Below are 23,481 nucleotides of genomic sequence, written 5' to 3'. Positions count from 1 at the left end.
GGGCAGCCTTCCGCCGCCCGAGGTGCCGGCGCAGTTGATCGCGTCCCCCAACGCGTTCCCGAAACATACGAGGGCGAAGCTCCCTCCGCGCCCCGCGGTGGGGGCGCGGCACGCCGTCCCCCAAAGTTGCGACGGCGGTGCTCGCGCCGGCTGCCGCGTCCGCCCGAACGGCCCGCGGACCAACCCTTTTGGTGGTCAGACATCAAACGTCTAACGTTTAGAGAATGATTTTGGAGCGACGGCCCAGCGGCGGCAGCAGCAGCGACCAAGCGCCGGGCGGTGACCAGGCGCCGGGCAGCGACCAAGCGCCGGGCGGCGGCCAAGCGCCCGCCGGCGACGAGGCTCCCGTGGAGTTCGCCGAGGCCCTGGTGCCGGAGCTGGACGTGCAGGAGATTGCCCCGGCCCCCGCCGCCGCGCATCGCCGCTGGTTCATCGCCGCGGCCGTCGCCGCCGTGATCCTCATCGGGCTGAACCTCCGGGCGGGTATTGCCAGCGCGGCCGCGCTCTTCCACGACCTGCAGCAGCTGCTGGGGTACGGGCCGCTGGTCGCCGCACTGCTGCCCACCGTTCCCGTGCTGTGCTTCGCCGTGGCCGGCGCCGCGACCGCCTGGTTGAGCAGCCGCATGGGACTGGAACGCGCCATCGCACTCGCGCTGACGCTGCTGATCGCCGGCTTAAGCCTGCGCGGGATCGAATCCGTCGGGATGCTGCTGGCCGGCACGGTGGTGTCCATGTCCGGCCTTGCCGTCTGCAACGTGGCGCTGCCGGCGTTCATCCGCAAATACTTCGCGCACCGGCCCTCGACGATGACCGGGGCCTACACCATCTCCATGTCCATCGGCGCCACCTTGGCCGCGGCCGTCAGCGTCCCGCTGGCCGCGCAGTTGGACTCGCCGTCACTCGCGCTGGCCGCCTGGGCGCTGCTGGCCGTCGTCGGGCTCGCGGTGTTCCTTCCCATGGCCGTGGCCGGCAGGCGCGGGCCGGGCCCTCGGACCCGGGGCCAATCGTCGCCGTGGCCGCTGCTGCTCACCCGCAAGGGCGCGCTGCTCACCGGCCTGTTCACCATCCAGGCGCTGCTCGTCTATTCCGTGATGGGCTGGCTGCCCTACATCCTGATCTCGCGCGGGGTGGATTCCGCGGCGGCCGGGCAGCTGCTCGCGCTGGTCCAGCTGGTGTCCATCCCCGCCGTCGTCCTGCTGTTGTCCATGGCGGCGCGCCCGGGCCTGCTGCGGCCGGCCTTCATGATCACCTGCGCGGCGTCGCTGGCAGGCTATCTCGCCTTGCTCGTGCTGCCTGCCGAGCTCGCCGTGCTCCCCGCGGTCTTGATCGGCCTAGGTTTCGGGGTCTTCCCGCTGCTGATGCTGGTGATCAGCCGCAGCGGTTCGGACGCGGCCGAGACCACCGCGCTGTCCACGCTGGCCCAATCGGTGGGCTACCTCTTCGCCGCGCTGGGCCCGTTCGGGCTCGGCCTGCTGCACGAGGCACTCGCCGACTGGACCGTGCCGCTGGTGCTGCTGGTGGCCGGCGCGGCGCTGCAACTGCTGCTGGCCCACGCGGTCAGCGGCCTGGCGCGGGAGGCGCGGGCATGAGGTCCGGCCCGCTGCAGCGGCCGCCGCTGGCGGAGGAAGTTACGTCGAGGCTGCGGGAGTCCATCGCGGCGGGGCGGTGGCAGCTGGGGACCCGGATCCCTCCGGAGCCGGAACTGATGGCACGCCTGGGCGTCTCCCGCGGCACGCTGCGAGAGGCGGTCAAGGCGCTGGCCCACGCCGGGATGCTCGAGGTGCGCCGCGGCGACGGCACGTACGTGCGGGCCACCAGCGAGATCAGCGGCACCGCCCGCCGCGCCTACCGCGAGTACGACGACGAGGACGTGCTGCAGGTGCGCTTCGCGCTGGACACCCAGGCGGCGCGGCTCGCGGCGCAGTCGGCGCAGTCGGCGGGGTCGGAACCGGCAGCTACCGGCGGCGCCGTGGAGGCGCTGCGGGAGATGCTGGCCCGGCGCCGGCAAGCGTGGGCGGAGCAGGACCTGGAAGGGTGGATCGCCGCGGACTGGGACTTCCACCTGGCCGTGGCCGAGGCCTCCGGCAACCAGTTGCTGCACGAGCTGTACGGCAGCTTCGGCGACGTGTTCCACGGGACCAAGATGGCCCAGCGGTTGCGGGACGGCTTCGATGGATGCCTGCGCGCCGGACACGAGGACCTGGCGGACGCCATCGCTGCCGGAGACGAAGAAGCCGCCGTGCGGACCGTGACCGCCAACCTGCGCTACTGCCTGAAATGGATGCCGCAGGGAGGCCAATAGCGCCCCGCTCGCCCCGTGCCGCGGCGGGCTCTGGCCGCCGCGGCCGCGCGTGTGGCATGATGCCGCCCGGCCGGGGTACCTTGAATCACGAAGCCCGGATTGTCGGGACGCAGGGAACGAGGAAAGCTGGCGATGTCCACTTCGACGAAACCGTCCGGGAGTACCCGGAAGACGTGGCTGAAGATTACCGCGGCGGTGGCCGGCGCCGTCGTCGTGCTTCTGCTGTTGGTGTTGCTGGCCAAATGGCTTCGCACGATGCCGGGCGTCCAGGACTTCCTGGCCGCGTACCCGGGCCGCTCCGAACTTCCCGAGTCCGCGCCGGTCGGGCTGCCCGCCTGGCTGGGCTGGCAGCACTTCCTCAACTTCTTCCTGATCGTGTTGATCATCCGCACCGGATTGCAGGTGCGTGCCGGCACGCGCTCGCCGGCGTACTGGACGCGCAACAACAAGGGCCTGGTGAAGACCAGGAACGCGCCCACCAAGATCACCCTGAACCTGTGGTTCCACCTGACCCTGGATGCGTTGTGGGTGCTGAACGGCATCGTGTTCATGGTGCTGATCTTCGCGACCGGGCACTGGATGCGGATTGTGCCCACCAGCTGGGACATTTTCCCGAACGCGCTGTCCGCGGTGCTGCAGTACGCCTCGCTGGACTGGCCGCTGGAGAACGGGTGGGTGAACTACAACGCGCTGCAGCTGCTGACCTACTTCGCGACCGTCTTCATCGCCGCCCCGCTGGCCATCGTCTCCGGCCTGCGCACCTCGGCTGCCTGGCCCAAGCGGGCCGCGGTCAACAAATACTTCCCGATTGAGGCGGCCCGGGCCATACACTTCCCGGTGATGGTGTACTTCGTGCTGTTCATCATCGTGCACGTGACGCTGGTGCTGGCCACCGGCGCGCTGCGCAACCTCAACCACATGTATGCGGCCACGGACGACGGCGGGTGGACCGGCTTCTGGATCTTCGCCGCCTCCGTCGCGGTGACCGTGGCGGCTTGGTTCCTGGCCCGTCCGATCTTCCTGCGCCCGATCGCCTCGCTCACGGGCAAGGTCACGAGCCGCTGACCGCTTGGCACGCGTGGCCGGCTGACCGCCAGCCGCTGAACGCCTGACCGCGGCTGAAGGCTGCACCGCTACACTGCTCGCCATGATCACCGTTGCGGCCATCGCCGCGTGCCTTGTCTTCGCGCTGTTGGCGGTCTTCCAGATACTGCTGGCCGCGGGCCTGCCGCTGGGACGGTTCGCCTGGGGAGGAAGCCACCGCATCCTGCCGACGAAGCTGCGCATCGGGAGCGCGGTCTCGGTGCTCCTGTATGCGTTTTTCGTGTTCGTCATCATGGACCGGGCGCAGCTTCTCGACGCGTTGCCGGAGACCGCGTCGCTCGTCCTCAGCTGGGTCCTGACCGCGTACCTGTTCGTCGGCGTCCTTTTGAACGCCATCTCGCGCAGCAAGCCCGAGCGGTGGACCATGACGCCGGTCGCCCTGGTCTTGGCCGCGCTGAGCCTGGTGGTTGCCCTCGGCTGACGTGGTTTCCCGGCCCTTGGCGGGCGAGCCGCAAGACTTTTCGTCGGCGGGCCGTCCAGCCGTTTGCGAGCCTCACGGCCCTTCGCGGGCGGGGCTTTCCGGCGGTTGACGGGCCGGCATCGGAGGGGCTTGCCCCGCGGGCGGGGCGGGCTCACGATTGGTTCACCACAGGCCGATCGGGAGGAAGCCATGCAGGTCCGCATCCGCCGCGCACTGACAGCCGTTGCCGTGCTCGTCACCGTCCCGGCGGCCCTTGCCGGCGGCCTGGTCCTGTGGCTGCGCTTCAGCCCCCGGCCGCTGGCGGTGCTGCTGCGGGTGCTGTCCGAACGGGACGGGCGGCGCACGGCCCGCGCGATGGCCCGGCACGTGCCGGACGGCATCAGCGAAGTATTGGATCAGGAATACCTCAGCAACCACGGCCATACCCGCCTGGACGTGTTCTTCCCGGACAAGGCGGCCCAGGATTCGCTGCGCCTTCCGACAATTGTCTGGATCCACGGCGGGGCCTGGATCTCCGGCACCAAGAACGACGTCGCCAATTACCTTCGGATCCTCGCCTCCTACGGCTTCACCTCCGTGGGCGTGGACTATTCGCTGGCGCACGTGCGCCGCTACCCGGCGCCGGTGCGCCAGACGGCCGCCGCGCTGCGCTATCTGGAACACAATGCCGATCGGCTGCACATCGATACCGAGCGGATCGTGCTGGCCGGGGACTCGGCGGGCGCGCAAATTGCTGCGCAACTGGCGCTGGTCATCGCCGACCCGGACTATGCCAAAAGGCTGGGCATCGCCTCGCCCATGAAGCCGGAACGGCTGCGCGCGGTGCTGCTGCACTGCGGGGCGTACGACCTCTCGCTCGCCGGGGCGGACCAGGCCGGGAACCAGAACTACCTGCGCACGGTGCTGTGGTCCTACACCGGGGCCAAGGACTATCTGGAGCGTCCGTACGTCGCGCTGGCCTCCGTGGCCCGGCATGTGGGCGCCGACTACCCGCCGGCTTTCGTTTCCGCGGGCAACACCGACCCGTTGCTGCCGCACTCGCTCGGGCTGGTCGAAGCGCTGCGGATCAAGGGCGCGGCCGTGGAGGAGTCCTTCCCCCAAACCGAGGCCGGCCTGGGGCACCAGTTCCAGTTCAACCTGGAGTTGGAAGCGGCGTGGCAGGTGCTGGAGCGCAGCGTGGCGTTCCTCCGCCGCCACACCGGCTGATGCGGCCGGAGTTGAACCGGCGCCCCGCTGCGCGGTGTGTTCTTCGGTGGCTGCATCACCTCAGGCCGGCGCCGATGCCTCCCCGGGCGCCGCCGTCGTACGCTGGAAACCTGCCCAGCGAAGGGGGAACTACCAATGGACGACGCCGGATCGCGCCTCATTTTCGGCTGCATGGGGTTGGGCGGTGGCTGGGGGAGCGGGCCGCTGGAAGCGGCCGATGTGTCGGCCGCGCATGCGGCCGTGGCGGCGGCGCTGGAGGCCGGGATCACGACGTTCGACCACGCCGACATCTACGCCCACGGCAAGGCCGAGGCCGCATTCGGGCGGGTGCTGGCGGAAAGTCCCGAGCTGCGCGACTCGATCCGGCTGCAGGGCAAATGCGGCATCCGGCTGCCGGTCCCCGGCCTGGTCGGGCACTACGACTCCTCGCGGGAAGCGATCCTGGCCCGCACCGACGAGAGCCTGCGCCGGCTGCACACCGATCACCTGGATACGCTGCTGATCCACCGGCCGGATCCGCTGGCGCCGGCCGAAGAGATCGCCGCGGCCTTCAACGAGCTTCGGATGGCCGGGAAGGTCCGCCGCCTTGGTGTCTCGAACATGTCCGGCGAACAGATGCGCTGGCTGCAGGCGGCGCTGGATGAACCGCTGGCGGTGAACCAGCTGGAAATGAGCCTGTACCGACGCGACTGGCTGGAGTCGGGGGTGCTGGTGAACCACCCGGAGGGAACGGGGATCAGCTTCCCGCACGGCACCCTGGAATACTGCGCCGCCCACGGAGTGGAGCTGCAGGCCTGGGGCGCACTGGCCCAGGGCCGGTACAGCGGGCGCGCGGCAGCGGAGGCCGCGACACCGGATGCTTCCGCGCCCGCGGATGCCACACCCCCGGCCGACCATGCAACGGCAGCCCTGGTCACGGAACTTGCCCGGGACAAGGGCTGCCCGCCCGAAGCCGTGGTGCTGGGCTGGCTGCTGCGGCATCCGGCAGGCATCCGGCCGGTCGTCGGCACCAGCAGCCCGGACCGGATCCGGGCCTGTGCCGAGGCGGAGGCGGTTGGAGCATCGATGACCCGCGAGGAGTGGTACTCCCTGTGGGTGGCGGCCCGCGGCAGGCCGCTGCCGTAGCTGCCCGCGGCTCGCCCAGCCCGCTGCCGGCTGGGCCGGGACCAAGCGTCCTAGACGAAGGCCGGCTGTTCCAACCGGCGGAATGCGGAATCGTGGAAGACGAGCGGCTCGTGCGTGCCGTCGTGCGTGGACAGGCCGTGCACCTGCAGCAGCACGACGTGGTGGTCCCCGGCCGGGACTTCCTGGTGCACCGAGCAGTCCAGCCAGAGCGCCGCGTCGTTGAGGAAAAGCGCGCCGTCGTCCGTGCCGTGCAGGCTCAGGCCGGCAAAGCGGTCCCCGTTCTTGGACGCGATCTGGCGGCAGACGCCGTCGTGCCCGGTGCCGAGGACCGAGACGCCGATCCGGTCGGCCCGGCGGACCAGCGGCCAGGTCCGTGAGGTGTTTTGCACGGCGAACATCACCAGCGGCGGCTCGAGGGAGACGCCCACGGTGAACGAGGAGGCGACGATGCCCTGCGGCTCGCCGTCGATGATCGCGCACAGCGCCGCGATGCCCGAGGGGAAGCGGCCGAAGGCTGAGCGCAACGTGTTGGGGGTCAGGTCATGGTGTAGCGACATGGCGTCCTTGGGGCTTGGGCGCATCCGCTGCGGCCGAGCTGCTGCGGGTGGATACGCGTACTTGCCTGCCGACATACCCGGCGGGCCGAATCATCACCTGGAGCACCCCGCTACGGTAGAGGGTTGCCGGCCAACCAGCCAGGGCTGTGAAGTTGGCGCTCTTGATTCGCCTCCACGCTAAGAGCGGGGAAGGGCCTGGGTCAAACGCCGGTAACAGTTCGTCAAATGCAGCGTTTTACCGGCGGCAGCCGCGCGACGGCTGCCGCGACGGTTGCGGCGCTACGGCTGCGGCCCACGGGCGGCCGCCGCCACGGCTACTGTGCGGCGGCGCCGGCGCGCACGGTCTGCCGCCGGAACGGATGCGCCGGGTAAACGCCCAGGAGGCGGATCTCGGTGGTGAAGAAGTCCAGTTCCTCGAAGGCGTGGACCATGGCAGGATCGTCCGGGTGGCCTTCGACGTCCACCATGAACATGGTGGCGGCAAACTCGCCGCCGACCATGTAGCTCTCCAGCCTGGTCATGTTGATGCCGTTGGTGGCGAAACCGCCCAGCGCCTTGTAGAGCGCCGACGGCACGTTCCGCACGCGGAACACGAAGCTGGTCACCGCCGGACCGGGAAGTTCCTCGCGGGACGGGACCGGCCGGCGGTCGGCCAGCACCACGAACCGTGTGGTGTTCGTCGGATCGTCTTCGACCTTTTCCGCGAAAACCTCCAGACCGTAGAGTTCGGCGGCCATCGGCGGTGCCAGGGAGACCTTGGTCGGGTCGTTCCATTCGGCCACCTCCCGGGCCGAACCCGCGGTGTCGCCGGCGATGACCGGAGTGAGCCCGAGCCTGCGGATCAGCTTGCGGCACTGGCCCAAGGCGTGGATGTGGCTGTGCACCTCCCGGGCCTGCTCCACGGTGGCCCCGCGTACGCCCAGCAGGCTGAACCGGATGGGCAGGAAGAATTCCTCCACAATCTGCAGGGTGGTCTTCGGCAGCAGCGCGTGGATGTCCGCCACCCGGCCGGCGATCGAGTTGTCGATGGGGATCATGGCCAGTTCGGCCTCGCCGCCGGTGACGGCAGCGAACGCATCCTCGAAGCTGGCACACGGCACCGCGTCCCAACCGGGGCGCACTTCCAGGCAAGCCATGTGGGAGTTCGAGCCGGGTTCACCTTGGTACGCAATTGCAGCAGCCATGGGCGAAATTATCCCACCGGGGCGGGCCCGCGCTTCATTCCGGGCAACCGGCCGGCGTCACATAACCTGACCGGCCCGCCAACCGCTTAGTACAGATGCGATTCCTGGGTGATGCCGTAGGGCACGTCGTCGCTCAGCTCCACCGTAAACTGCCCGGGGCCGGTGCGCGTGACCAGGATGCCGCAATCGCCGTCGATGGCGGCGAGCTTTTGCAGCTCTTCGACCGCAGCATTCAGGAGATCGTGCGCTTCGGAAGCCGTCTGTGCGGTCAACGACTTGGTAGCCAGGGAAGTGGCCATGGTTCTGCCTTTCGTGGCCGGAGGTTTCCGCGCAGGAGAAACGCGGGATGGAAGCTTCCGGCCGGAACGAGCCTGCCATGCGGAACGGTGCATGGAACTTTACATTCTGCCATCCCAGATGACATCAGATGAATTTTCCACCGGCGTGGCGTGCGCCACTCCTGCCATGGCGGGGGTGCGGCGAACGCCGGTGCCGGCGGGACCGCCGCGGGTGCAGGGAGCCTGCAGCGGGGAGGGCGGGGGCACCCGGGGGCGGACCCGGTCCTAGAACGGGTTCAGCAGCCGATGGACGAACTGCCGGGTGCGCTCCTCCCGCGGTTCGCGCAGCACCTGTTCGGGGTGTCCGCGTTCCACCACCACGCCGCCGTCCATGAACACCACTTCGCTGGCCACTTCACGGGCGAAGGCCAGCTCGTGGGTGACCAGGGCCATGGTCCAGCCCTCGTCAGCCAGTTCCTTGATCACGTGCAGCACGTCGCCCACCAGTTCGGGATCCAGTGCGGACGTGGGCTCGTCGAACAGCAGCAGCGAGGGTTTGAGCGCCAGGGCCCGGACAATGCCGACCCGCTGCTGCTGTCCGCCGGAGAGCTGATGCGGATACTGGTCTTCCTTGCCGGAGAGCCCGACGCGGTCCAGCAGCGACCTGGCCTCGCGCACCGCTTCGGCCTTGGGCCGCTTCTGCACCTGGACCGGGCCCTCGATGATGTTCTGCAGCACAGTCATGTGCGGAAACAGGTTGTAGTGCTGGAACACCATGGCGCTGCGGTCGCGCAGGGCGGCGATCTGTTTCCGGTTCACCGGCGAACCGAAGTCCACGGCCGGCCCGCCCGAAAAGGCGACCCGTCCGCCGTCGGGGGTTTCCAGGCCGTTCAGGCAACGCAGCACGGTGGTTTTGCCCGACCCGGAGGGTCCGATCAGGGCCAGGACGCCACCCGTCTGGACGGACAGATCGATGGACTTGAGCACCTGGTTGCTGCCGAAGGACTTTCGCAGGCCCTCCACGGTCAGCACCGGTCCGGCTGCGGAGCCGCGCTGCGAAGCGGCGGCGGAAGGGACGTCAGTGGGCGACATAGCGGTCCAGCCTCTTCTCCAGTCGGGACTGCCCGGCGGAGAGCACCAGGCAGAACACCCAGTAGACCGCCGCGGCCTCAATGTAGAGCAGCATGAACTCCTGGCTGAACGCCGCGATTTCCTGGGCGGCCCGGAACGCCTCGGTGACCAGGATCAGGGAGGCGAGGGAGGTGTCCTTGACCAGCGAGATGAAGGTATTGGACAGCGGCGGCACCGACACGCGCGCGGCCTGGGGCAGGATGATGCGGCGCAGGGTGGTGGTGCCGGCCATGCCGATGGTGTGGCCGGCTTCCCACTGGCCCTTGGGGACGGAGAGGATCGCGGCCCGGATGATCTCGGCCGCATATCCACCCACGTTCAGGGAGAACGCGATGACCGCGCTCGGCCAGGGGTCGAGCACCACGCCGATCGACGGCAGGCCGTAGAAGATCACGAACAGCTGGACCAGCAGGGGCGTGCCGCGGATCACCGAAACATAGGCGCGGGCGATGCCGGCCAGGACCCGGTTTCGGCCCAGCCGCATCAGGGCCACGACGAGCGCCAGCAGCAGGCCGATGGCGAAACTGGCCAGCGTGAGGGGGATGGTGCCGGTCAATCCGCCCTGGACTATAGGCCACAGCGAACTGCCGACGAGCTCCCAGTCGATGTCCATACGGTTACGTTAGCGTCTCCCTGAAAGCCGGCCGGATTACTTGCTGACGTCCGCGCCGAAGTACTTCTCCGAGATCTCCTCCAGCGTGCCGTCGGCGCGCAGCTCCTCCAGCGCCGTGTTGAAGGCCTCCACCAGGTCGTCGCTGCCCTTCTGGAAGGCGAAGGCGCTCTGCGTCTCCTCGTCTGTTTCGGCGGCTACCTTGATGTCTTTGTTGTCGTTGGTGGACTGGTAGTCCAGGTAGGTCAGCTTGTCGTTGACCGTGGCGTCCACCCGGCCCTGCTCCAGCAGCGAAACCGCCTGCGCCCAGCCCTCCACGGCCTCGACATTGGCTCCGGCGCCCTTGGCCAGTTTGTAGAAGTTGCTGGTCAGCGACTGGGCGGAGGTTTTGCCCTCCAGATCCGCCAGGGAAGAAATGTCGTTGTTGTCCGACTTCACGACGACGACGCCGGTGCTGACCGTGTACGGGTCCGAGAAGTCGTACTTGGCCAGGCGGTCTTCATTGATCGAAACCTGGTTGGCGATCACGTCGAAACGCCCCGCCTCCAGCCCCGCGAAGATGGCATCCCACTGGGTCTCTTCAAACCGCACGTCGACGCCGAGCTTGTCCGCCACCGCGGTGACGATCTCGACGTCGTAACCGGTCAGGTCACCGGTGCCGTTTTCGTGGAAGGAGAACGGGCGGTAGGTCCCCTCGGTCCCCACGGTGATCACGCCGGCCTCCTGGATCTCCTGCAGCGTGGTCGCGGCGGCGGAGGTCGCCGGCTCCGACCCCGACGGCGAGGACGTGCTGCAGCCGGCCAGCACCAGCGCGGCGGCTGCGGCGGCACCGAGGACGGACAAACGACGACGAATCATGGTGGAAAACCCCTTGTGATGTGGGACGACGAGCCAACCGGCGGGTGACCGGCAAACGCTGAAGCTAGCACGTACAACAACGGGTACCTCAAGATATGTTCCGAACTGTGTCGGCAATGTGAGCAGCTGCACTCCCGACGGCGCGCACCGGCGTCGTTGTTGTTCTATTCCGGTGCCACCCGCACCACGAGTGCGCCCGGGTCGACGCGCATCAGCAGGCGGGAACCCATGCCGATATGGTCGCCGTCCAGTTGCATCTCCTGGGGCCGGCCGGCGTGGATCTCCACGTGCTTGCCCTGGTAGTAGTCAACCGAGGGGTCCACGCTGCGGCCGCGTTTGGCGAGCCCGGCCAGCACGCCGAGCCAGCCCAGCCGGCCGCGGGGGGAGATGGTCATGACGTCCAGCAGGCCGTCGTCGAGCCGCGCGCCGGGAAACATTTCGAAGCCGCCCTGGATCTTGCCGCAGTTGCCGCCCATCACGCTGCGCATCCGCACGGTCATGGGCTTGCCGCCGTCTATGGTGACCGTGGCGCGGACCGGCTTGCCCGGAAGGTTTCGCAGGCCGGCTTCCACGTAGGCCAGCCACCCGATGCGGTCCTTGAGGCCGTCGTCGGTGCCGCCGATCACGGCAGCGTCGAAGCCGAGACCGGCCATGACCAGGAACACGGAGTCGCCGCCCGACCTGTCCACGGTGGCCCGGACCACGTCGATCCGGCGGTCGCGGCCGGCCAACGCGATGCCTGCCGCGGTCTCCGGGTCATCGACCGGCAGGTCCAGGTTGCGTGCCAGCAGGTTGCCGGTGCCAAGCGGGATCACGCCCAGCGGCATGTCGGTCGCCGCCAGCCGGCCGGCCACGCGTCGCACCGTTCCGTCACCGCCGGCGGCGATGACCAGGTCGACGCCCGCTTCCAGCGCCTGGTGCGCCTGGCCGGCGCCCGGATCCTCGAGCGTGGTCTCGAGCCAGAGCGGTGGCTGCCAGCCGGTCTCGGCGCACAGGCCCTCGACCAGCGCCACCAGGTCGAAGTTGAACTTCTTGGACGGGTTCCAGACCACCGCGGCACGGCGGGAAGCTGGGGGAGCGGATTCGGTCATGGTGTCCTTACTGTCCTGTTTGCCGGGCCGAGGCCGGCGTCCCGACGAACCCATTCAAGCACCATCCCGCCGGTGCCGTCCGGCTCGACATCGCTGCTGGCCGCTTATAGGTTCTAACAGGACACCATCGGATCCGGGAGAAGAATTGCTTCGGCGCGCACTTGCACTCATCACCGCCCTGCTGGTGACGGTAGCGGTGGCTGCCTGCGCTCCGGAGCGGGAATCGCCGGAACCGACCGCCAGGGCACTGGCGGAAGCGCTGGCCGCCAACGACGTGTCGGACGTGCCCTTCGCCGATGCCACCGGCGCCCAGGTGCAGGAACAGCTGGCCGCGCTGACCGAGGGGATGGACCCCTTAAAGCCCGAAGTCACAGTGGAAGGCGTCGAAGAGGTCGAATCCAACCTCTTCCGGGCCACCCTTTCCTATGACTGGCCGGTGGCCGATGCGGAGCAGGGCTGGAGCTACACCACCAGGGCCGACCTGCACTACGCCGAAAACGCCTGGCACGTCCGGTGGAAGCCCGAGATCCTGGAGCCCTCGCTTGCCGAGGGCGAACGGCTGGTGCTCTCCACCGAGGAACCGCGGCGCGGCCGGATCCTTGACGCCGAGGGAGAGGCGATCGTCAAGAACCGCCCGGTCAGGATAGTCGGCATCGACAAGACAGGCCTGGACACAGCGACCGCCGAGGACTCCGCGCGCGCGCTGGCCAAGTTGGTGGACATCGACGCCGCCGCTTACCTGGACAAGGTTGAAGCCTACGGGCCCAAGGCTTTCGTGGACGCCATCACGCTGCGCGAGGACGCCTTCGACGAGCTGGACCAGAAGAAGCTGAAGGGCATCGAGGGCTTCCTGGCGCTGGGTGACCAGATTCCGTTGGCGCCCAACCGCACGTTCGCCGCGCCGGTGTTGGGATCGGTCCGGGAGGCCACGGCCGAGGACATCGAGAAGTCCAAGGGCACGGTGGTGGCAGGCGAGACCGTTGGCTCGTCCGGCTTGCAGGCAGCCTTCAACACCGAGCTCTCCGGCACGCCGGGAGCCACCGTCTCCGCCGTCGGGCAGCCGGCCGAAGAGGGCGGCGAAGCGCCGTCCCGCCAGCTGTTCCGCCAAGACCCGGTGGACGGCGAAAACGTGAAAACCACGCTCGTGCCGAAGTTGCAGTCGGCGGCCGAGGACATCCTGGCCGACATTGACTCGCCGAGTTCGATCGTCGCGCTGCGCCCGTCGACCGGTGCCGTCCTGGCGGCCGCGAACGGTCCGGACAGCGAAGGCTACAACACCGCGTTCCTGGGCCGGTACGCCCCCGGTTCCGCCTTCAAGATCGCCACCGCGCTGGGCATGCTGCGCAACGGCGCGACCCCCGACTCCGCCGTCACCTGCGACCCGGAACTGGTCGTGGACGGCCGAAGCTTCGAGAACGCGGACAGCTATCCCGCCGAATTCACCGGCCGGATCACCTTGACCGAGGCCATCGCCCATTCCTGCAACACGGCGTTCATCGCCGAGCACCGGGAACTCTCCCAGGACCAGCTGGCTAATGCCGCCGGCGCCCTGGGCATCGGCATGACCGCGGACCCCGGCATCGAGGCCTTCATGGGCGAGGTGCCGCGCGAGGACACCAAGGGGACCGCGCACGCGGCCTCGCTGATCGGCCAGTCACGGGTGCAGGCGTCGCCGCTGGCGCTGGCCACGTTGATGGCGGCCGTGGTGGAAGGCGGTTCGGTGGTGCCGACGCTGGTGGACGGGCACGACCCCAAGGCCGAGCTCCCGGACGCGCCCGAACTGACCGCCGGGGAAGCCAAACAGTTGCGCAGCATGATGCGGTCGGCAGTGGTGGACGGCTATCTGGCCAACCTGACCGACCTGCCCGGGAAGCCCGCCATCGGCAAGACCGGCACCGCAGAGTACGGCTCGCAGGACCCGCCGCAGACCCACTCCTGGGTGATCGCCGGCCACGGGGACCTTGCCATCGCGGTGTTCGTGGAGGACGGCGAGCTGGGCTCCGAAACCGCCGGCCCGCTGGCCGAGGCGTTTCTGGAAGCCGCCGCCGGCTAGGCGTTAGACGACGACGGCGGTGCCCGCCCCGGGTGCGTGAAGGCACCGAAGGCGGGCATCGCCGTAGTCAGCGGCCGGCCGGGGCAGAGGCCGCCAGGCGCCCGGCCTGCCTGCAGAGTTGCAGGCCTACCAGCGGTGGGCCACGTCGATCACCAGGCGGGACATGGTGCCCGGGCCGTCCAGGGTGAAGACCCGGAACGGCAGGCGGGCGCGCACGCCGAGGCCGATGGTGGTGTACCCCTCGAAACTGCCGCCCCAGGAGAGCTGGCGGAAGGTGGTGTAGCCGGTGACGTTCACCAGCTCCTTCGGGTTGGCCGGCCGGTAGGTGCCGCGCCCGTTGGAGTCATACGCAGGAGCCTTCACGACCACGGCCAGGTCGGCGCCGCCGCGCAAGGGGATCGCATGGCCGGATCCCTGGGCCCGCACCGTCCCGTACCTCACCGAGTAGCCGGCCACGTCGCCGCGCAGGTCTACGACCATGCGGTCGAAGCAGGCGTGCCGGCCGGTGCGCACGTTGGTGATGGGGGCGGTCGTGGTCCCCGGCGCGGACTCCGCCGTCGAGCCCCAGGTGATGCCGCAGTAGGGCGCCGCGGTGGCGGGGCCGGGCGCCACCAATCCCAGGCCGAGAACCAGCAGGATCACGGACAGCCATGTGGGGAGCTTGCGCATGGCACACCGCCTTTCATGGGGGTGACAGATGCACTCAGGATAGGGGCGTTTTCCGCGACGGGACCCGGCACGTTTGCGATAACGCCGCAACCGTTACGGCACGCGGCCCGGGCACGCTTTTCTTGATCCTTCGGTAATCGGAAACGCACTCTGCCCGTAACCAAACCCGGCGACGGAGAAGTGTTACGTCATTTCGTAACATAAATCACAGTCCTGAAATTTGGGCGCGACGAGTGGCATAATTTCAGCGTTAGCCGGTTACGGACCCCCACGTTTTTGCCGGGCCGGCGATCCCCCAAAGAGCCGGTCCCGCGTGAACACGCCGCGGGGCCGGCTCGATTTAAACGTCACACCACCCGGCGCCTGGGCCCCTATCAGGCCTCCTTCGGCCCCCTTCTTCAGCCCACTTCGAAGGTTTTGAACCCGCCGGTGGGCGGGCCGTACGTCGCTTCGACCGCATCCACCCGCCCCGGCGCCGTGCCGGACTCGAACGCGGCCGCGAACTGCCGCACTGCATCGTGCGGCCCCTCCGCCACCACGCCCACGGTGCCGTCCTCCTGGTTCACGGCCGAGCCCACCAGCCCCAGTCGTTCGGCGCGTTCCCGTGCCCAGTACCGGAAGCCCACTCCCTGGACCCGGCCGCTCACCGTCGCGCTCAGGCGGACGTTCCCGATGGCTTCCTCTTGCATGCTTCGCTCCTGTTCGAACGTCGGTCCAGCGTACGACGGCGCCTCGCCTCAGGCAGCGCCGGAGCCGTAGGGGCGCGTGATGGCCTCCAGAAAGTGGCCGTTCGGGTCCGTGAAGTAGACGCCGCGGCCGCCGTCGTTGCGGTTGATTTGTTGGGGCCGGCTGCGGCCCGGGTCTGCCCAGTAGTCGATTCCGGCCGACCGGATGCGGGTGAGGATCCCGTCGAAGTCGTCCTCGGTGACCAGGAAGGCGTAATGCTGGGGCTGCACGTTCCCGCCGGTGTCCGCGTAGTCGAGTGCCACGCCGCCCTCGAGCAGGACCGTCATGAAGTGTCCGAACATCGGCTGCGGCGGATCGAGGCCGAAGATCTCCGCAAAGAATTCCGCCGACGCCTTTTTGTCGGCGGCGTAGACGATGGTGTGGTTGAACGAGACGGCCATGGCATGCTCCGAAGGCGGTGGCGGGGACCCGCGCCGGCCCCAACGCTGGCTCCATTCAACTCCGGCCAGGCCCGCCGGGACAAGCGCCGACCCCGGAAGGGCCGGTTTAACGAAGCAACGGACGACGCCGGCGCCGTGGTGGTCGCCGAAGCCGTCCGCTCCGTGGGAGGGGCTGTGCCGCCCCGTGCTGATGTTAGCCCTTCTGCGGCAACCGCCAGACCGTGCAGTCCTGCGTGCTGATGGCGCGGCGCGAGCCGTCCGCCTCATCACGGATCCACACCAGGCCGACGCCGGGTGCGGTACGGTCGACTCGGCCCCGGTACTGGACGGCATTGTCCATGCGGGCCTCGACCGAATCGCCGCGGCGCAAATGTCCGAGATTGCGGATCCTGGTGGGGGTGGAATTGACCAGCGGGGACTGACCGGGTGCGGATAGTGTCATACGTGACCTCCTGTGTTGTGGCGGTAAGGGCGTGCTGTGCCAGGCGGATCGGCTGTGGGGCCGACCCTGCCGCGGCATCGTTCGGGGACTGCTCGTCAGGCGTGAAGCGCCGGCTCCTGCCGGGTGCCGGTGAGCGCTGACGGTAGGGGCTGCGAGGCGGCAGGGCGCGGGAAGGAGCTTCTCCGCTGATCCCTGCTGCAAACTTGGTGGTCCCTCAGCTGTCCGTTGGCATTCTCAGTTTAGGGAACACCCCCGGAGGGCCGAATTATTCCGCCGGACCAAGAAAAGTTTTTGGGGCTTCTCCCGGCGGTGGCCCCAGACGGAGCCAAGCTTCGGCCATGGCAGATGCGGGCTATCCATGCGGCGCTGCGCCGGCCACCGGGCCAGCCCGGAAGCCTCAGGGCCAGCGCGCCAGCGGTAGGTTCAGTCCCTGGGCGGCAGCTGCTGCAGCGCCCAGGTGTTGCCGTCCGGGTCGCTGAAGTAGACGAACTTACCCCACGGCTGCGCGTCCACGTCGCTCGCCGCGACGCCGCGGCCGAGCAGTTCTTCCCGGGCCGCTTCGGCATCGGCAACGACCATCTGGAGCCCCTGCTGCGAGCCGGGCGCCATCTCCGTGATGCCCTCGCCGATCACGATGGAACACGTTGAGCCGGGCGGCGTGAGCTGCACGAACCGCAGGCCGTCGTTGACCCGGTGGTCGTGGTCTGCGTGGAAGCCGACCTGCTCAACGTAGAAATGTTTGGCCCGGTCGACGTCGGTGACCGGCACGGCCACCAGTTCGAGTTTCATCTCCATGCCGGACACGCTAGCGCCGGGAGGGCCCCCGGCGGTAGGGTCCGGCGCGGGACTGCGGTCAGGCCCCGTCCGCAACCAGATGGAGCCGGTACCCCTCGGACTTTTCGAACAGACGGCGTGGGTGGGAGCCACTGTTGGCCAGCCAGACGATGTCCGCATCAAGTGTTACCGCATCGACTCTTCCGGTGCGCAGCAGCGTTCCGTCCCTGTACACCTCCACCAAGGTGCCGGGAACGAGGTCCCAGTTTTCGAGCGGGGTCTCAGGCATGGTGGTGCTCCTCGGATCGGGTTACGGCGTCGCATCTCTCCTCTACCATCCGGGCGGGCGAGGGCGGCCACAAGGGATCCGGCCGCATGTTCACAATGAATTCACGCACCTGCCGGCCGGCGCTGCCGGCTATTCCCCGAAATAGCCGCGCTCCAACAGGGAGCCGGGATGGTACAGGCAAACGGAGGTGCGTTCACCCGAATCCCAGTCCGCTCGCGTAGGGAACAAGAGCCGGTGCGTGCCGTCCGGAATCAACCGGGCTTCGAGAAACTGGGAAATCACCTCGCCGCAGAGGGGTTCGGCATCGCGTTGCAGCGCTGACTGACCCGGATACGGCTCGCCGGTGTGCGTGATGGAGCCGAATATCTCGCCTTCATGCGGCTCCTGGCAGGGTACCTGGAACAACGCGGAGGTCGTTGGGCCGGAGGAATACTCCCAATCGAAGAACACACAGTCGCCGACGGACGCCTCATCCAGAGCCGAGGGCTCCACGCCGGAAGACCATTGCGTCGCGAGGAAGTCGTCGATGTAGGCATCCGTGCTCTCGGGATCCGCTGCTCCCACGGTCTCCGCGGGCGCCATGGTCGGGCGACCGGGCGGGGGAGAGGCCAGCCGGATGGGGCCATGGGATGTGCCGGCGGCAGGACCGGTGGCGGACCCGCCGCCGGAGGCTGCCGGAGTGGCACTCGCCGTGGCCGGGGATGCCGCTCCTGCTTCCGCCTCCGGTTCCGTGCAGCCCGCGAGCAGCAACGCGCACACCGCCATCAGGGCGGCCGTCGGCCTGGTCCGCATGTTCCCCCGATGCCCGGCACCACAGCCGCCCGACCGGCGGCTGGAATCCTCAGCAGCCTAGCAGGCTGTCCCGCCCGCCCACGGCACGCTGTCCCGCCCGGCCACGGCACGCCCTGCCCCTCGGCGAAGGTGTGCTTTAGCCGACTGATCGGTAGCACGGCTGGGGTGGCGCCGGCGTTCCCGCCTAGCCTGGCGGGCCGGCAGCCTTTAGACGGCGGCAGCAGCGGCGTCGGCCGTCTTCTTCCGGTGGATGGCAAGGAAGGAAGAAATCCTGCGGACGGCCTCTTCGATATCCTCCACCGACGGCAGGATCACGAACCGGAAGTGGTCCGGCGTGGGCCAGTGGAAGGCGCTGCCGTGCGAAACCAGGATTTTCTCCTCCTCGAGCAGGTCCAGGACAAACTTCTCGTCGTCCTCGAACGGATACACGGCAGGATCCAGCTTGGGGAACAGGTACATCGCCCCGGCCGCGGGGACGCAGCTGACGCCCGGGATCTGGTTGAGCAGCCGGCAGGCCAGGTCGCGTTGTTCGTGCAGCCGGCCCCCGGGCTTCACCAGGTCGCCGATGGACTGGTAGCCGCCCAGCGACGTCTGGATGGCGTGCTGTGCCGGCACGTTCGAGCACAGCCGGAGCGAGGCCAGCAGCTCCAGTGATTCGCGGTAGGCCGCGGTCTCCGCGCGCGGCCCGCTGATGGCTACCCAGCCGGCGCGATAGCCGGGCATCCGGTACGCCTTGGACAGCCCGCTGAACGTCAGTACCGGCAGGTCCGGCGCGACCGAGGCGGTGTGGACGTGGACGGCGCCGTCGTAGGTGATCTTCTCGTAGATCTCGTCCGAGAACAGCACGAGATCGTGCTTGCGCGCCAGGGCCGCGAACTGTTCCAGCACGTGCCGCGGGTAGACGGCGCCGGTGGGGTTGTTCGGGTTGATCAGCACGATCGCCCGTGTCCGGTCGGTGATCTTGGCTTCGACGTCCGCCATGTCCGGCCACCAGTGATTGTCCTCATCGCAGAGGTAGTGCACGGCCTTGCCGCCGGAGAGCGTGACGGACGCGGTCCACAGGGGGTAGTCGGGAGCAGGGATCAGCACCTCGTCGCCGTTTTCCAAAAACGCCAGCAGCGTCATGGAGATCAGCTCGGACACCCCGTTGCCGATGAAGATGTCCTCCACGCCGATCTGCATTAGGCCCTTGGTCTGGTAGTACTGCGAGATGGCCGTGCGGGCGGAGAAGATGCCCTTCGAATCGCTGTAGCCCTGGGCGCCGCGCAGGTGGTGGATCATGTCCACCACGATCGACTCCGGCGCCTCCAGCCCGAACGGCGCCGGGTCGCCGAGGTTCATCCGCAGGATGCGGTGGCCCTCCGCCTCCATCTTCTTGGCCGCGTGCAAAATCGGGCCGCGAAGTTCGTACCGGACGTTCTGGAGTTTGCTGGAATGTTGCATGGGACGCATGCCCTATTTTTTCACAGAGTGCATCGGACGTTCATGTGGGCTTCACCACTGCGCGGGTCTGGTGCCCGGTGCCGCATCGGCCTACCGTGGTTACGCTCCCGCAGGGGCACCGGCACGCGGTGCCGGTGCCTGTGCGCCCCTAACCGGAAAAATGGAGGAAAGCCATGGCTCTCACGCACATAAATCCAGCGGGCATGTTCCGCAGTCCGGCCTTTTCCCAGGGCGTGCTCGTGGACGGACCCGGCCGGCTGCTGATCGTCGGCGGCCAGAACGGGATCAACGCGGACGGCGAGATGGTCAGTGACGATCTTGCCGGCCAGACCAAGCAGGCGATGCGCAACGTGCTGGCCGTCCTCGAGGAGGCCGGTGCCACGCAGCAGGACGTGGCCAAGCTGAACATCTACCTCGCCGCCGGGCAGGACGCGAACGCGGGGTACGCCGCGGCCGCGGAGGTGTGGGGGCCGGTGCCGACGGCGATCACCGTCCTGCAGGTGGGCTCCGCGCGGCCAGGCGTGCTGGTGGAGATCGACGCGCTCGCCCAGGTCCCGCCGCAGCCCGAGTAGCCGCGGCCTGAGTAGCCGCTGAACGGAAACCGCAGCGCACCGCCGTCGTACCCCGGCCGGGCCCCGTGCCGGCCTGCCCGGCCCGGGTTGGTTACTGCGGCCGGACCGGATGCTTGCTGACGATGGACACGCGGTTGAAAGCGTTCATCGCGACGGTGATCCAACTGACCGCGGAGAACTCGTCGTCGGTGAGTTCCTCTCGGGCGGCGGAATAGGCGCGCTCCTGGCTGTGGTGGTCCGTCAGTTCGGTCAGCGCCTCGGCCAGGGCCAGCGCGGCGCGCTCCTTGTCCGTGAAGACCTCGGTGTCCCGCCAGGACGGAAGCACGGAGAGGCGTTGCGCCGTCTCGCCCTCGCCCAGGGCCAGCCGGGTGTGCATGTTCAGGCAGTACGCACAGCCGTTGATCTGCGAGATGCGCAGGTTCAGCAACTCCACCAGTTTCCGGTCCAGCCCGGCTTCCTCGGCGGCGTCGGCTACCTTGAGCGCCACCCCGTTCAGGGCGCGGTAAGCCGCCGGTGTCTGCTTGTCGATGTAAAACCTGGCCGTACGTTCCTCGGTGCCCACTCAAAGCCTCCTGGTTGGTGTTGTGATGCCCATTCTGACAGCACTGCCCGCGGCGGCACGATCGGAGTAGCGTGTGCCACATGGAATTCGAAAGGCCCTTCACGGAACCGACCGCCCGGCGCATCCGCGTGCGGCTGGGCGGGAGCCTGGTGGCTGACAGCACCAGGGCCAAGCTGCTGGTCCAGTACGACACCGGAAGCCTGCCCACCTACTACGTGCCGCGCGAGGACGTAGCGCACGGAGTGCTGTCCAATCCGCACACCGGGCGGGCGGGGCAGCAGGTGTGGGACGTGGCCGTTGGCAACAAGAGGGCCGAAGCCGGGGCCTGGGAGCATCCCGACCCGTCGGGCGGACTCGCCGCCCTGGCCGGGCATGTGACGTTCTCGTGGCGCCAGCTGGAATGGTACGAGGAAGACGAACGCGCGCAGGTACATGCCCGCGATCCATACAAACGGGTAGACACGCTGCGCAGCTCGCGCCGGGTCCAGGTCTACCTGGAGGGCGAGAAGATCGCCGACAGCATCCGACCGCTGATGCTCTTCGAAACACATCTTCCCGTCCGCTACTACCTGCCCGCCGACGACGTGCGCACGGATCTCTTGGAAGCCAGCGACGCGGTGACCAGCTGCCCGTACAAGGGGCAGGCCCGCTACTGGTCGGTCCGCGTCGGCCAGGCGGTCGTTCACGATGTGGTGTGGAGCTACCCGGATCCGATCCCGGAAAATCCCAAGATCCGCGATCTCTTCTGCTTCTACAACGAGAAGGTGGACCTGGTCGTCGACGGCCAGGCGCAGGAAAAGCCGGACACGCCCTGGTCGTGATTTCCGTCCCCGTTTCGCTCCGGGCCTGCGCTGCCATCGAGAGCGGCTGATACCCGACGCGGGCACGTCAGGGACGGCCGTTCCCGCACGGCTCGGCCGCTCTGGATAATTTTGGCTGCTGCCGCTCTCCTCCGCCCTCCCGGTGGCCCGGGCTGCGGTCGGAACTTCTGCTGCTTATACCTTCTTCTCCCGGGAAAAGAAAAGACTTTTGCGCATTTTTCCGGCGGCGGGCTGTTGCATAATCAGCATGCTTATGTTCTCTTGGGGGAGAAGCGGTTTGGGTCGCGCACTTCCCGAGAAGATGGTGGGCTTCTGATGCAACACAACGAGAAAGACATTCAGGTTCTGTTCCGCAAGGCGAGACGCGCCAGGGGGTCCCTCCGCGCCGCCTTGGAAGAGGAGCTGGTGCTGGGGCACCTGGGCATTGCCGAGGGGATCGCCCGCAACTATTCGGGCCCGGGCAGGGAGCTCGATGACCTGAACCAGGTGGCGCGGCTGGGGCTGCTCAAGGCGGTCCGCGGTTTTGACCCCGAGCACGGCGCGGACTTCCGCGCCTACGCCGCCCCCACGGTCCACGGCGAACTGAAGCGCTACCTTCGCGACAGTTCGTGGATGATCCGCCCGCCGCGCCACCTCCAGGACCTGCGGACGGCGGCGATCAAAATGACGTCCGAACTCGCCCAGCGGCTGGGCCGCGAACCTGGGCTTCAGGAGCTGGCCGACGCGCTCGCCGAAAGCCCGGAACTGGTCGCCGAAGCCCTCAACTGCCACGGCAGCCTGCGTCCGGAATCACTGGACGGGACCCCCGAGGGGCAGGGGTTGGCCGAGACGCTGGCTGTCTCCGACGGCGGGACCGACCGGACCGACGAACTGTTGATGCTTCGGGGCGCCATCCGCGAACTGGAGCCGCAGGAGCGGCAACTGCTCTTCTACCGGTACTTCGAGGAGGAATCCCAGCGCCGCATCGGCGAACGCATCGGCATGACCCAGATGCAGGTGTCCCGCGCGCTGGCCAGGATCCTGGTCAAACTCCAGCACCGCGTGTTGGGGGAACCGCAGGCCCCGGCCCGGCAGCGGATGCGGACGGCGTAGCGACCGGCAGTTGCGCGACCGCGGCCAGGACGTCCTCCGGGCTGACGGCCAGCAGGGCAGGGTCGGGGTCCGCGGAAAACGTGTCGCCCAGCCGCAGGCTCTCGTCGGTCAGGACTATATGGGGGCCGGGCGGCGGGCCCCAGTCGCTGACCGGTGCCGGCCCGAAAATGACCACCGACGGCCGGGCATAGGCCGACGCCAGGTGGGCGGCGCCGGTATCGGCGGAAATGACGACCGCGGCCTCGGCGATCGTCGCGGCAAACTCCGCCAGTGGCAGGGTCCCGGCGACGACGGTGTCCTGGCCGAGCCCGGCCAATTCGGCCACGGCCTGTGCCCGCGGCCGTTCCGCCGTGCTGCCGGTGAACAGGACGCAGTGTCCCTGGGCTGCCAGTTCACGGGCGACCGCGGCAAAGCGCTCGGCCGGCCACAGCCGGCTGCCGTAGGCGGCACCCACATGGAGTACCGCCGCGCCCGGGCAGGGGCTCGGGACGGCGGGTTTGCCCAGCCGGTAGTCGAGCGGGTCAGCATCGATCCCGTGCCACTGCAGCAGCCGGGCCCAGCGCTCGCGTTCGTGCACGCCGTCCGGCCATTCGGGGCCGTCCCAGCCGGGCGCCCGGTGGCCGACGCGCCTGGCGGGCCGTAGGGCTTCCAGCCGGCCTCGGCTCTCCGGCCCGTTGCCGTGCAGGTTTACGGCGATCTCCACCCGGCCGGGCGCCAGTGCCAGCGGGACATCGAGTCCATGCGTGGCCAGCAGGTCGTCCACCGCGCCGGTCAGTTCCAGGATAGGCCGCAGCCAGGCCTGCGCGGCGTAGATGATCCGGTGTTCGGGGTACGCCGCGCGCAGAGCCCGCAACGCCGGAACCGCGACCAAAAGATCGCCCAGCTTAAGCGCCCGGAGCACCAACAGTTCCGGGCGTCCGTCCCGTTCGAGTCCTTCAGGTTCTGCCACTGCACCCGTCCTTCCTTCCGGCTGTGCCC

Annotated in this window: 27 protein-coding genes and 1 riboswitch; of the genes, 10 read left to right on the top strand and 17 right to left on the bottom strand. The window is 68.7% G+C overall.

Annotated elements, in window-relative coordinates:
* Window positions 1-224 precede the first annotated feature (224 nt).
* The 6 genes from AC5RUP_RS00735 to AC5RUP_RS00710 all read left to right on the top strand — a co-directional run bounded on the left by AC5RUP_RS00735 (window position 225) and on the right by AC5RUP_RS00710 (window position 6,158).
* Window positions 225-1,589 carry an MFS transporter gene (locus AC5RUP_RS00735; RefSeq protein ID WP_494158211.1) on the top strand — a complete coding sequence of 455 codons (1,365 nt, stop codon included), beginning with the start codon at window positions 225-227 and terminating at the stop codon, window positions 1,587-1,589.
* On the top strand, window positions 1,586-2,302 hold the full coding sequence (locus tag AC5RUP_RS00730) for a FadR/GntR family transcriptional regulator (RefSeq protein ID WP_494093118.1): 717 nt from the start codon (window positions 1,586-1,588) through the stop codon (window positions 2,300-2,302). Before AC5RUP_RS00735 ends, AC5RUP_RS00730 begins: the two co-directional genes overlap by 4 nt.
* A gap of 132 nt (window positions 2,303-2,434) precedes the next feature.
* Window positions 2,435-3,367, top strand: coding sequence for a cytochrome b/b6 domain-containing protein (locus tag AC5RUP_RS00725; RefSeq protein ID WP_494024256.1), 933 nt, complete (start codon window positions 2,435-2,437; stop codon window positions 3,365-3,367).
* A gap of 82 nt (window positions 3,368-3,449) precedes the next feature.
* Window positions 3,450-3,827 carry a hypothetical protein gene (locus AC5RUP_RS00720; protein ID WP_494093119.1) on the top strand — a complete coding sequence of 126 codons (378 nt, stop codon included), beginning with the start codon at window positions 3,450-3,452 and terminating at the stop codon, window positions 3,825-3,827.
* 189 nt (window positions 3,828-4,016) lie between these two features.
* Window positions 4,017-5,033 (top strand): alpha/beta hydrolase, encoded by a 1,017-nt coding sequence (locus AC5RUP_RS00715; RefSeq protein WP_494158210.1) that lies wholly within the window; start codon window positions 4,017-4,019, stop codon window positions 5,031-5,033.
* Window positions 5,034-5,168: 135 nt separating this feature from the next.
* Complete coding sequence (locus AC5RUP_RS00710) at window positions 5,169-6,158, top strand: aldo/keto reductase (RefSeq protein WP_494154932.1); 990 nt, start codon at window positions 5,169-5,171, stop codon at window positions 6,156-6,158.
* A gap of 50 nt (window positions 6,159-6,208) precedes the next feature.
* On the opposite strand, the gene AC5RUP_RS00705 is transcribed toward AC5RUP_RS00710, so the two are convergent.
* The 7 genes from AC5RUP_RS00705 to AC5RUP_RS00675 all read right to left on the bottom strand — a co-directional run bounded on the left by AC5RUP_RS00705 (window position 6,209) and on the right by AC5RUP_RS00675 (window position 11,867).
* A complete protein-coding gene (locus tag AC5RUP_RS00705; protein WP_494065041.1) occupies window positions 6,209-6,715 on the bottom strand; it encodes a flavin reductase family protein in 507 nt (168 codons plus the stop codon).
* Window positions 6,716-6,767: 52 nt separating this feature from the next.
* Window positions 6,768-6,882, bottom strand: a riboswitch (SAM riboswitch).
* A gap of 147 nt (window positions 6,883-7,029) precedes the next feature.
* Window positions 7,030-7,899: a prephenate dehydratase gene (locus AC5RUP_RS00700; RefSeq protein WP_494153834.1), complete on the bottom strand. Its 870-nt coding sequence runs from the start codon at window positions 7,897-7,899 to the stop codon at window positions 7,030-7,032.
* 86 nt (window positions 7,900-7,985) lie between these two features.
* Entirely contained in the window at window positions 7,986-8,198 is a 213-nt protein-coding gene (locus AC5RUP_RS00695; RefSeq protein WP_494000808.1) for a hypothetical protein, read from the bottom strand.
* Between the two features lie 264 nt (window positions 8,199-8,462).
* Entirely contained in the window at window positions 8,463-9,269 is an 807-nt protein-coding gene (locus tag AC5RUP_RS00690) for an amino acid ABC transporter ATP-binding protein (protein ID WP_494149851.1), read from the bottom strand.
* Entirely contained in the window at window positions 9,256-9,915 is a 660-nt protein-coding gene (locus tag AC5RUP_RS00685; RefSeq protein WP_494065506.1) for an amino acid ABC transporter permease, read from the bottom strand. Before AC5RUP_RS00685 ends, AC5RUP_RS00690 begins: the two co-directional genes overlap by 14 nt.
* 42 nt (window positions 9,916-9,957) lie before the next feature.
* Entirely contained in the window at window positions 9,958-10,776 is an 819-nt protein-coding gene (locus tag AC5RUP_RS00680) for an amino acid ABC transporter substrate-binding protein (RefSeq protein WP_494153833.1), read from the bottom strand.
* Between the two features lie 164 nt (window positions 10,777-10,940).
* Complete coding sequence (locus tag AC5RUP_RS00675; protein WP_494149852.1) at window positions 10,941-11,867, bottom strand: diacylglycerol/lipid kinase family protein; 927 nt, start codon at window positions 11,865-11,867, stop codon at window positions 10,941-10,943.
* A 145-nt stretch (window positions 11,868-12,012) separates the two neighbouring features.
* Here AC5RUP_RS00675 and AC5RUP_RS00670 point away from each other — a divergent pair, with 145 nt between their 5' ends.
* Window positions 12,013-13,920, top strand: a complete 1,908-nt coding sequence (locus tag AC5RUP_RS00670; RefSeq protein WP_494153832.1) for a penicillin-binding transpeptidase domain-containing protein — start codon at window positions 12,013-12,015, stop codon at window positions 13,918-13,920.
* A gap of 126 nt (window positions 13,921-14,046) precedes the next feature.
* Here the strand turns inward: AC5RUP_RS00670 and AC5RUP_RS00665 are convergent, their stop codons facing one another.
* The 8 genes from AC5RUP_RS00665 to AC5RUP_RS00630 form a co-directional block, all read right to left on the bottom strand.
* Window positions 14,047-14,589, bottom strand: coding sequence for an AMIN-like domain-containing (lipo)protein (locus AC5RUP_RS00665; protein WP_494153831.1), 543 nt, complete (start codon window positions 14,587-14,589; stop codon window positions 14,047-14,049).
* 398 nt (window positions 14,590-14,987) lie between these two features.
* On the bottom strand, window positions 14,988-15,278 hold the full coding sequence (locus AC5RUP_RS00660; protein WP_494153830.1) for an acylphosphatase: 291 nt from the start codon (window positions 15,276-15,278) through the stop codon (window positions 14,988-14,990).
* A gap of 48 nt (window positions 15,279-15,326) precedes the next feature.
* Window positions 15,327-15,716, bottom strand: a complete 390-nt coding sequence (locus tag AC5RUP_RS00655; protein ID WP_494149855.1) for a VOC family protein — start codon at window positions 15,714-15,716, stop codon at window positions 15,327-15,329.
* Window positions 15,717-15,909: 193 nt separating this feature from the next.
* A complete protein-coding gene (locus tag AC5RUP_RS00650) occupies window positions 15,910-16,158 on the bottom strand; it encodes a hypothetical protein (protein WP_493978913.1) in 249 nt (82 codons plus the stop codon).
* A 423-nt stretch (window positions 16,159-16,581) separates the two neighbouring features.
* On the bottom strand, window positions 16,582-16,953 hold the full coding sequence (locus AC5RUP_RS00645; protein WP_494153829.1) for a glyoxalase superfamily protein: 372 nt from the start codon (window positions 16,951-16,953) through the stop codon (window positions 16,582-16,584).
* Window positions 16,954-17,011: 58 nt separating this feature from the next.
* Window positions 17,012-17,221, bottom strand: a complete 210-nt coding sequence (locus tag AC5RUP_RS00640; RefSeq protein ID WP_494092169.1) for a hypothetical protein — start codon at window positions 17,219-17,221, stop codon at window positions 17,012-17,014.
* A gap of 129 nt (window positions 17,222-17,350) precedes the next feature.
* A complete protein-coding gene (locus tag AC5RUP_RS00635) occupies window positions 17,351-17,785 on the bottom strand; it encodes a septum formation family protein (RefSeq protein WP_494153828.1) in 435 nt (144 codons plus the stop codon).
* 435 nt (window positions 17,786-18,220) lie between these two features.
* A complete protein-coding gene (locus AC5RUP_RS00630) occupies window positions 18,221-19,465 on the bottom strand; it encodes a pyridoxal phosphate-dependent aminotransferase (RefSeq protein ID WP_494153827.1) in 1,245 nt (414 codons plus the stop codon).
* Between the two features lie 164 nt (window positions 19,466-19,629).
* Between AC5RUP_RS00630 and AC5RUP_RS00625 the strand changes: the two genes are divergently transcribed.
* Window positions 19,630-20,028 carry a RidA family protein gene (locus AC5RUP_RS00625; protein WP_494092166.1) on the top strand — a complete coding sequence of 133 codons (399 nt, stop codon included), beginning with the start codon at window positions 19,630-19,632 and terminating at the stop codon, window positions 20,026-20,028.
* Window positions 20,029-20,119: 91 nt separating this feature from the next.
* Here AC5RUP_RS00625 and AC5RUP_RS00620 read toward each other — a convergent pair whose 3' ends face one another.
* Complete coding sequence (locus AC5RUP_RS00620; protein WP_494092165.1) at window positions 20,120-20,590, bottom strand: carboxymuconolactone decarboxylase family protein; 471 nt, start codon at window positions 20,588-20,590, stop codon at window positions 20,120-20,122.
* A gap of 80 nt (window positions 20,591-20,670) precedes the next feature.
* Between AC5RUP_RS00620 and AC5RUP_RS00615 the strand changes: the two genes are divergently transcribed.
* Window positions 20,671-21,411: a DUF427 domain-containing protein gene (locus tag AC5RUP_RS00615; RefSeq protein ID WP_494132330.1), complete on the top strand. Its 741-nt coding sequence runs from the start codon at window positions 20,671-20,673 to the stop codon at window positions 21,409-21,411.
* A 315-nt stretch (window positions 21,412-21,726) separates the two neighbouring features.
* Complete coding sequence (locus tag AC5RUP_RS00610) at window positions 21,727-22,503, top strand: sigma-70 family RNA polymerase sigma factor (RefSeq protein WP_494154878.1); 777 nt, start codon at window positions 21,727-21,729, stop codon at window positions 22,501-22,503.
* On the opposite strand, the gene AC5RUP_RS00605 is transcribed toward AC5RUP_RS00610, so the two are convergent.
* On the bottom strand, window positions 22,436-23,452 hold the full coding sequence (locus AC5RUP_RS00605; RefSeq protein ID WP_494158209.1) for a glycosyltransferase family 9 protein: 1,017 nt from the start codon (window positions 23,450-23,452) through the stop codon (window positions 22,436-22,438). The two genes, AC5RUP_RS00610 and AC5RUP_RS00605, sit on opposite strands and share 68 nt — an antisense overlap.
* Between the last annotated feature and the right edge of the window lie 29 nt (window positions 23,453-23,481).

The sequence above is a fragment of the Arthrobacter sp. Y3223151 genome, from assembly GCF_059091125.1.
Note: the sequence above shows the minus strand (reverse complement) of the source record. Positions and strands in the feature narration are given on the sequence as shown.

Coding starts and splice junctions, on each gene's coding strand:
- AC5RUP_RS00735 (WP_494158211.1), top strand. CDS start 225: ATGATTTTGGAGCGACGGCCCAGCGGCGGCAGCAGCAGCGACCAAGCG.
- AC5RUP_RS00730 (WP_494093118.1), top strand. CDS start 1,586: ATGAGGTCCGGCCCGCTGCAGCGGCCGCCGCTGGCGGAGGAAGTTACG.
- AC5RUP_RS00725 (WP_494024256.1), top strand. CDS start 2,435: ATGTCCACTTCGACGAAACCGTCCGGGAGTACCCGGAAGACGTGGCTG.
- AC5RUP_RS00720 (WP_494093119.1), top strand. CDS start 3,450: ATGATCACCGTTGCGGCCATCGCCGCGTGCCTTGTCTTCGCGCTGTTG.
- AC5RUP_RS00715 (WP_494158210.1), top strand. CDS start 4,017: ATGCAGGTCCGCATCCGCCGCGCACTGACAGCCGTTGCCGTGCTCGTC.
- AC5RUP_RS00710 (WP_494154932.1), top strand. CDS start 5,169: ATGGACGACGCCGGATCGCGCCTCATTTTCGGCTGCATGGGGTTGGGC.
- AC5RUP_RS00705 (WP_494065041.1), bottom strand. CDS start 6,715: ATGTCGCTACACCATGACCTGACCCCCAACACGTTGCGCTCAGCCTTC.
- AC5RUP_RS00700 (WP_494153834.1), bottom strand. CDS start 7,899: ATGGCTGCTGCAATTGCGTACCAAGGTGAACCCGGCTCGAACTCCCAC.
- AC5RUP_RS00695 (WP_494000808.1), bottom strand. CDS start 8,198: ATGGCCACTTCCCTGGCTACCAAGTCGTTGACCGCACAGACGGCTTCC.
- AC5RUP_RS00690 (WP_494149851.1), bottom strand. CDS start 9,269: ATGTCGCCCACTGACGTCCCTTCCGCCGCCGCTTCGCAGCGCGGCTCC.
- AC5RUP_RS00680 (WP_494153833.1), bottom strand. CDS start 10,776: ATGATTCGTCGTCGTTTGTCCGTCCTCGGTGCCGCCGCAGCCGCCGCG.
- AC5RUP_RS00675 (WP_494149852.1), bottom strand. CDS start 11,867: ATGACCGAATCCGCTCCCCCAGCTTCCCGCCGTGCCGCGGTGGTCTGG.
- AC5RUP_RS00665 (WP_494153831.1), bottom strand. CDS start 14,589: ATGCGCAAGCTCCCCACATGGCTGTCCGTGATCCTGCTGGTTCTCGGC.
- AC5RUP_RS00660 (WP_494153830.1), bottom strand. CDS start 15,278: ATGCAAGAGGAAGCCATCGGGAACGTCCGCCTGAGCGCGACGGTGAGC.
- AC5RUP_RS00655 (WP_494149855.1), bottom strand. CDS start 15,716: ATGGCCGTCTCGTTCAACCACACCATCGTCTACGCCGCCGACAAAAAG.
- AC5RUP_RS00650 (WP_493978913.1), bottom strand. CDS start 16,158: ATGACACTATCCGCACCCGGTCAGTCCCCGCTGGTCAATTCCACCCCC.
- AC5RUP_RS00645 (WP_494153829.1), bottom strand. CDS start 16,953: ATGGAGATGAAACTCGAACTGGTGGCCGTGCCGGTCACCGACGTCGAC.
- AC5RUP_RS00640 (WP_494092169.1), bottom strand. CDS start 17,221: ATGCCTGAGACCCCGCTCGAAAACTGGGACCTCGTTCCCGGCACCTTG.
- AC5RUP_RS00630 (WP_494153827.1), bottom strand. CDS start 19,465: ATGCGTCCCATGCAACATTCCAGCAAACTCCAGAACGTCCGGTACGAA.
- AC5RUP_RS00625 (WP_494092166.1), top strand. CDS start 19,630: ATGGCTCTCACGCACATAAATCCAGCGGGCATGTTCCGCAGTCCGGCC.
- AC5RUP_RS00615 (WP_494132330.1), top strand. CDS start 20,671: ATGGAATTCGAAAGGCCCTTCACGGAACCGACCGCCCGGCGCATCCGC.
- AC5RUP_RS00610 (WP_494154878.1), top strand. CDS start 21,727: ATGCAACACAACGAGAAAGACATTCAGGTTCTGTTCCGCAAGGCGAGA.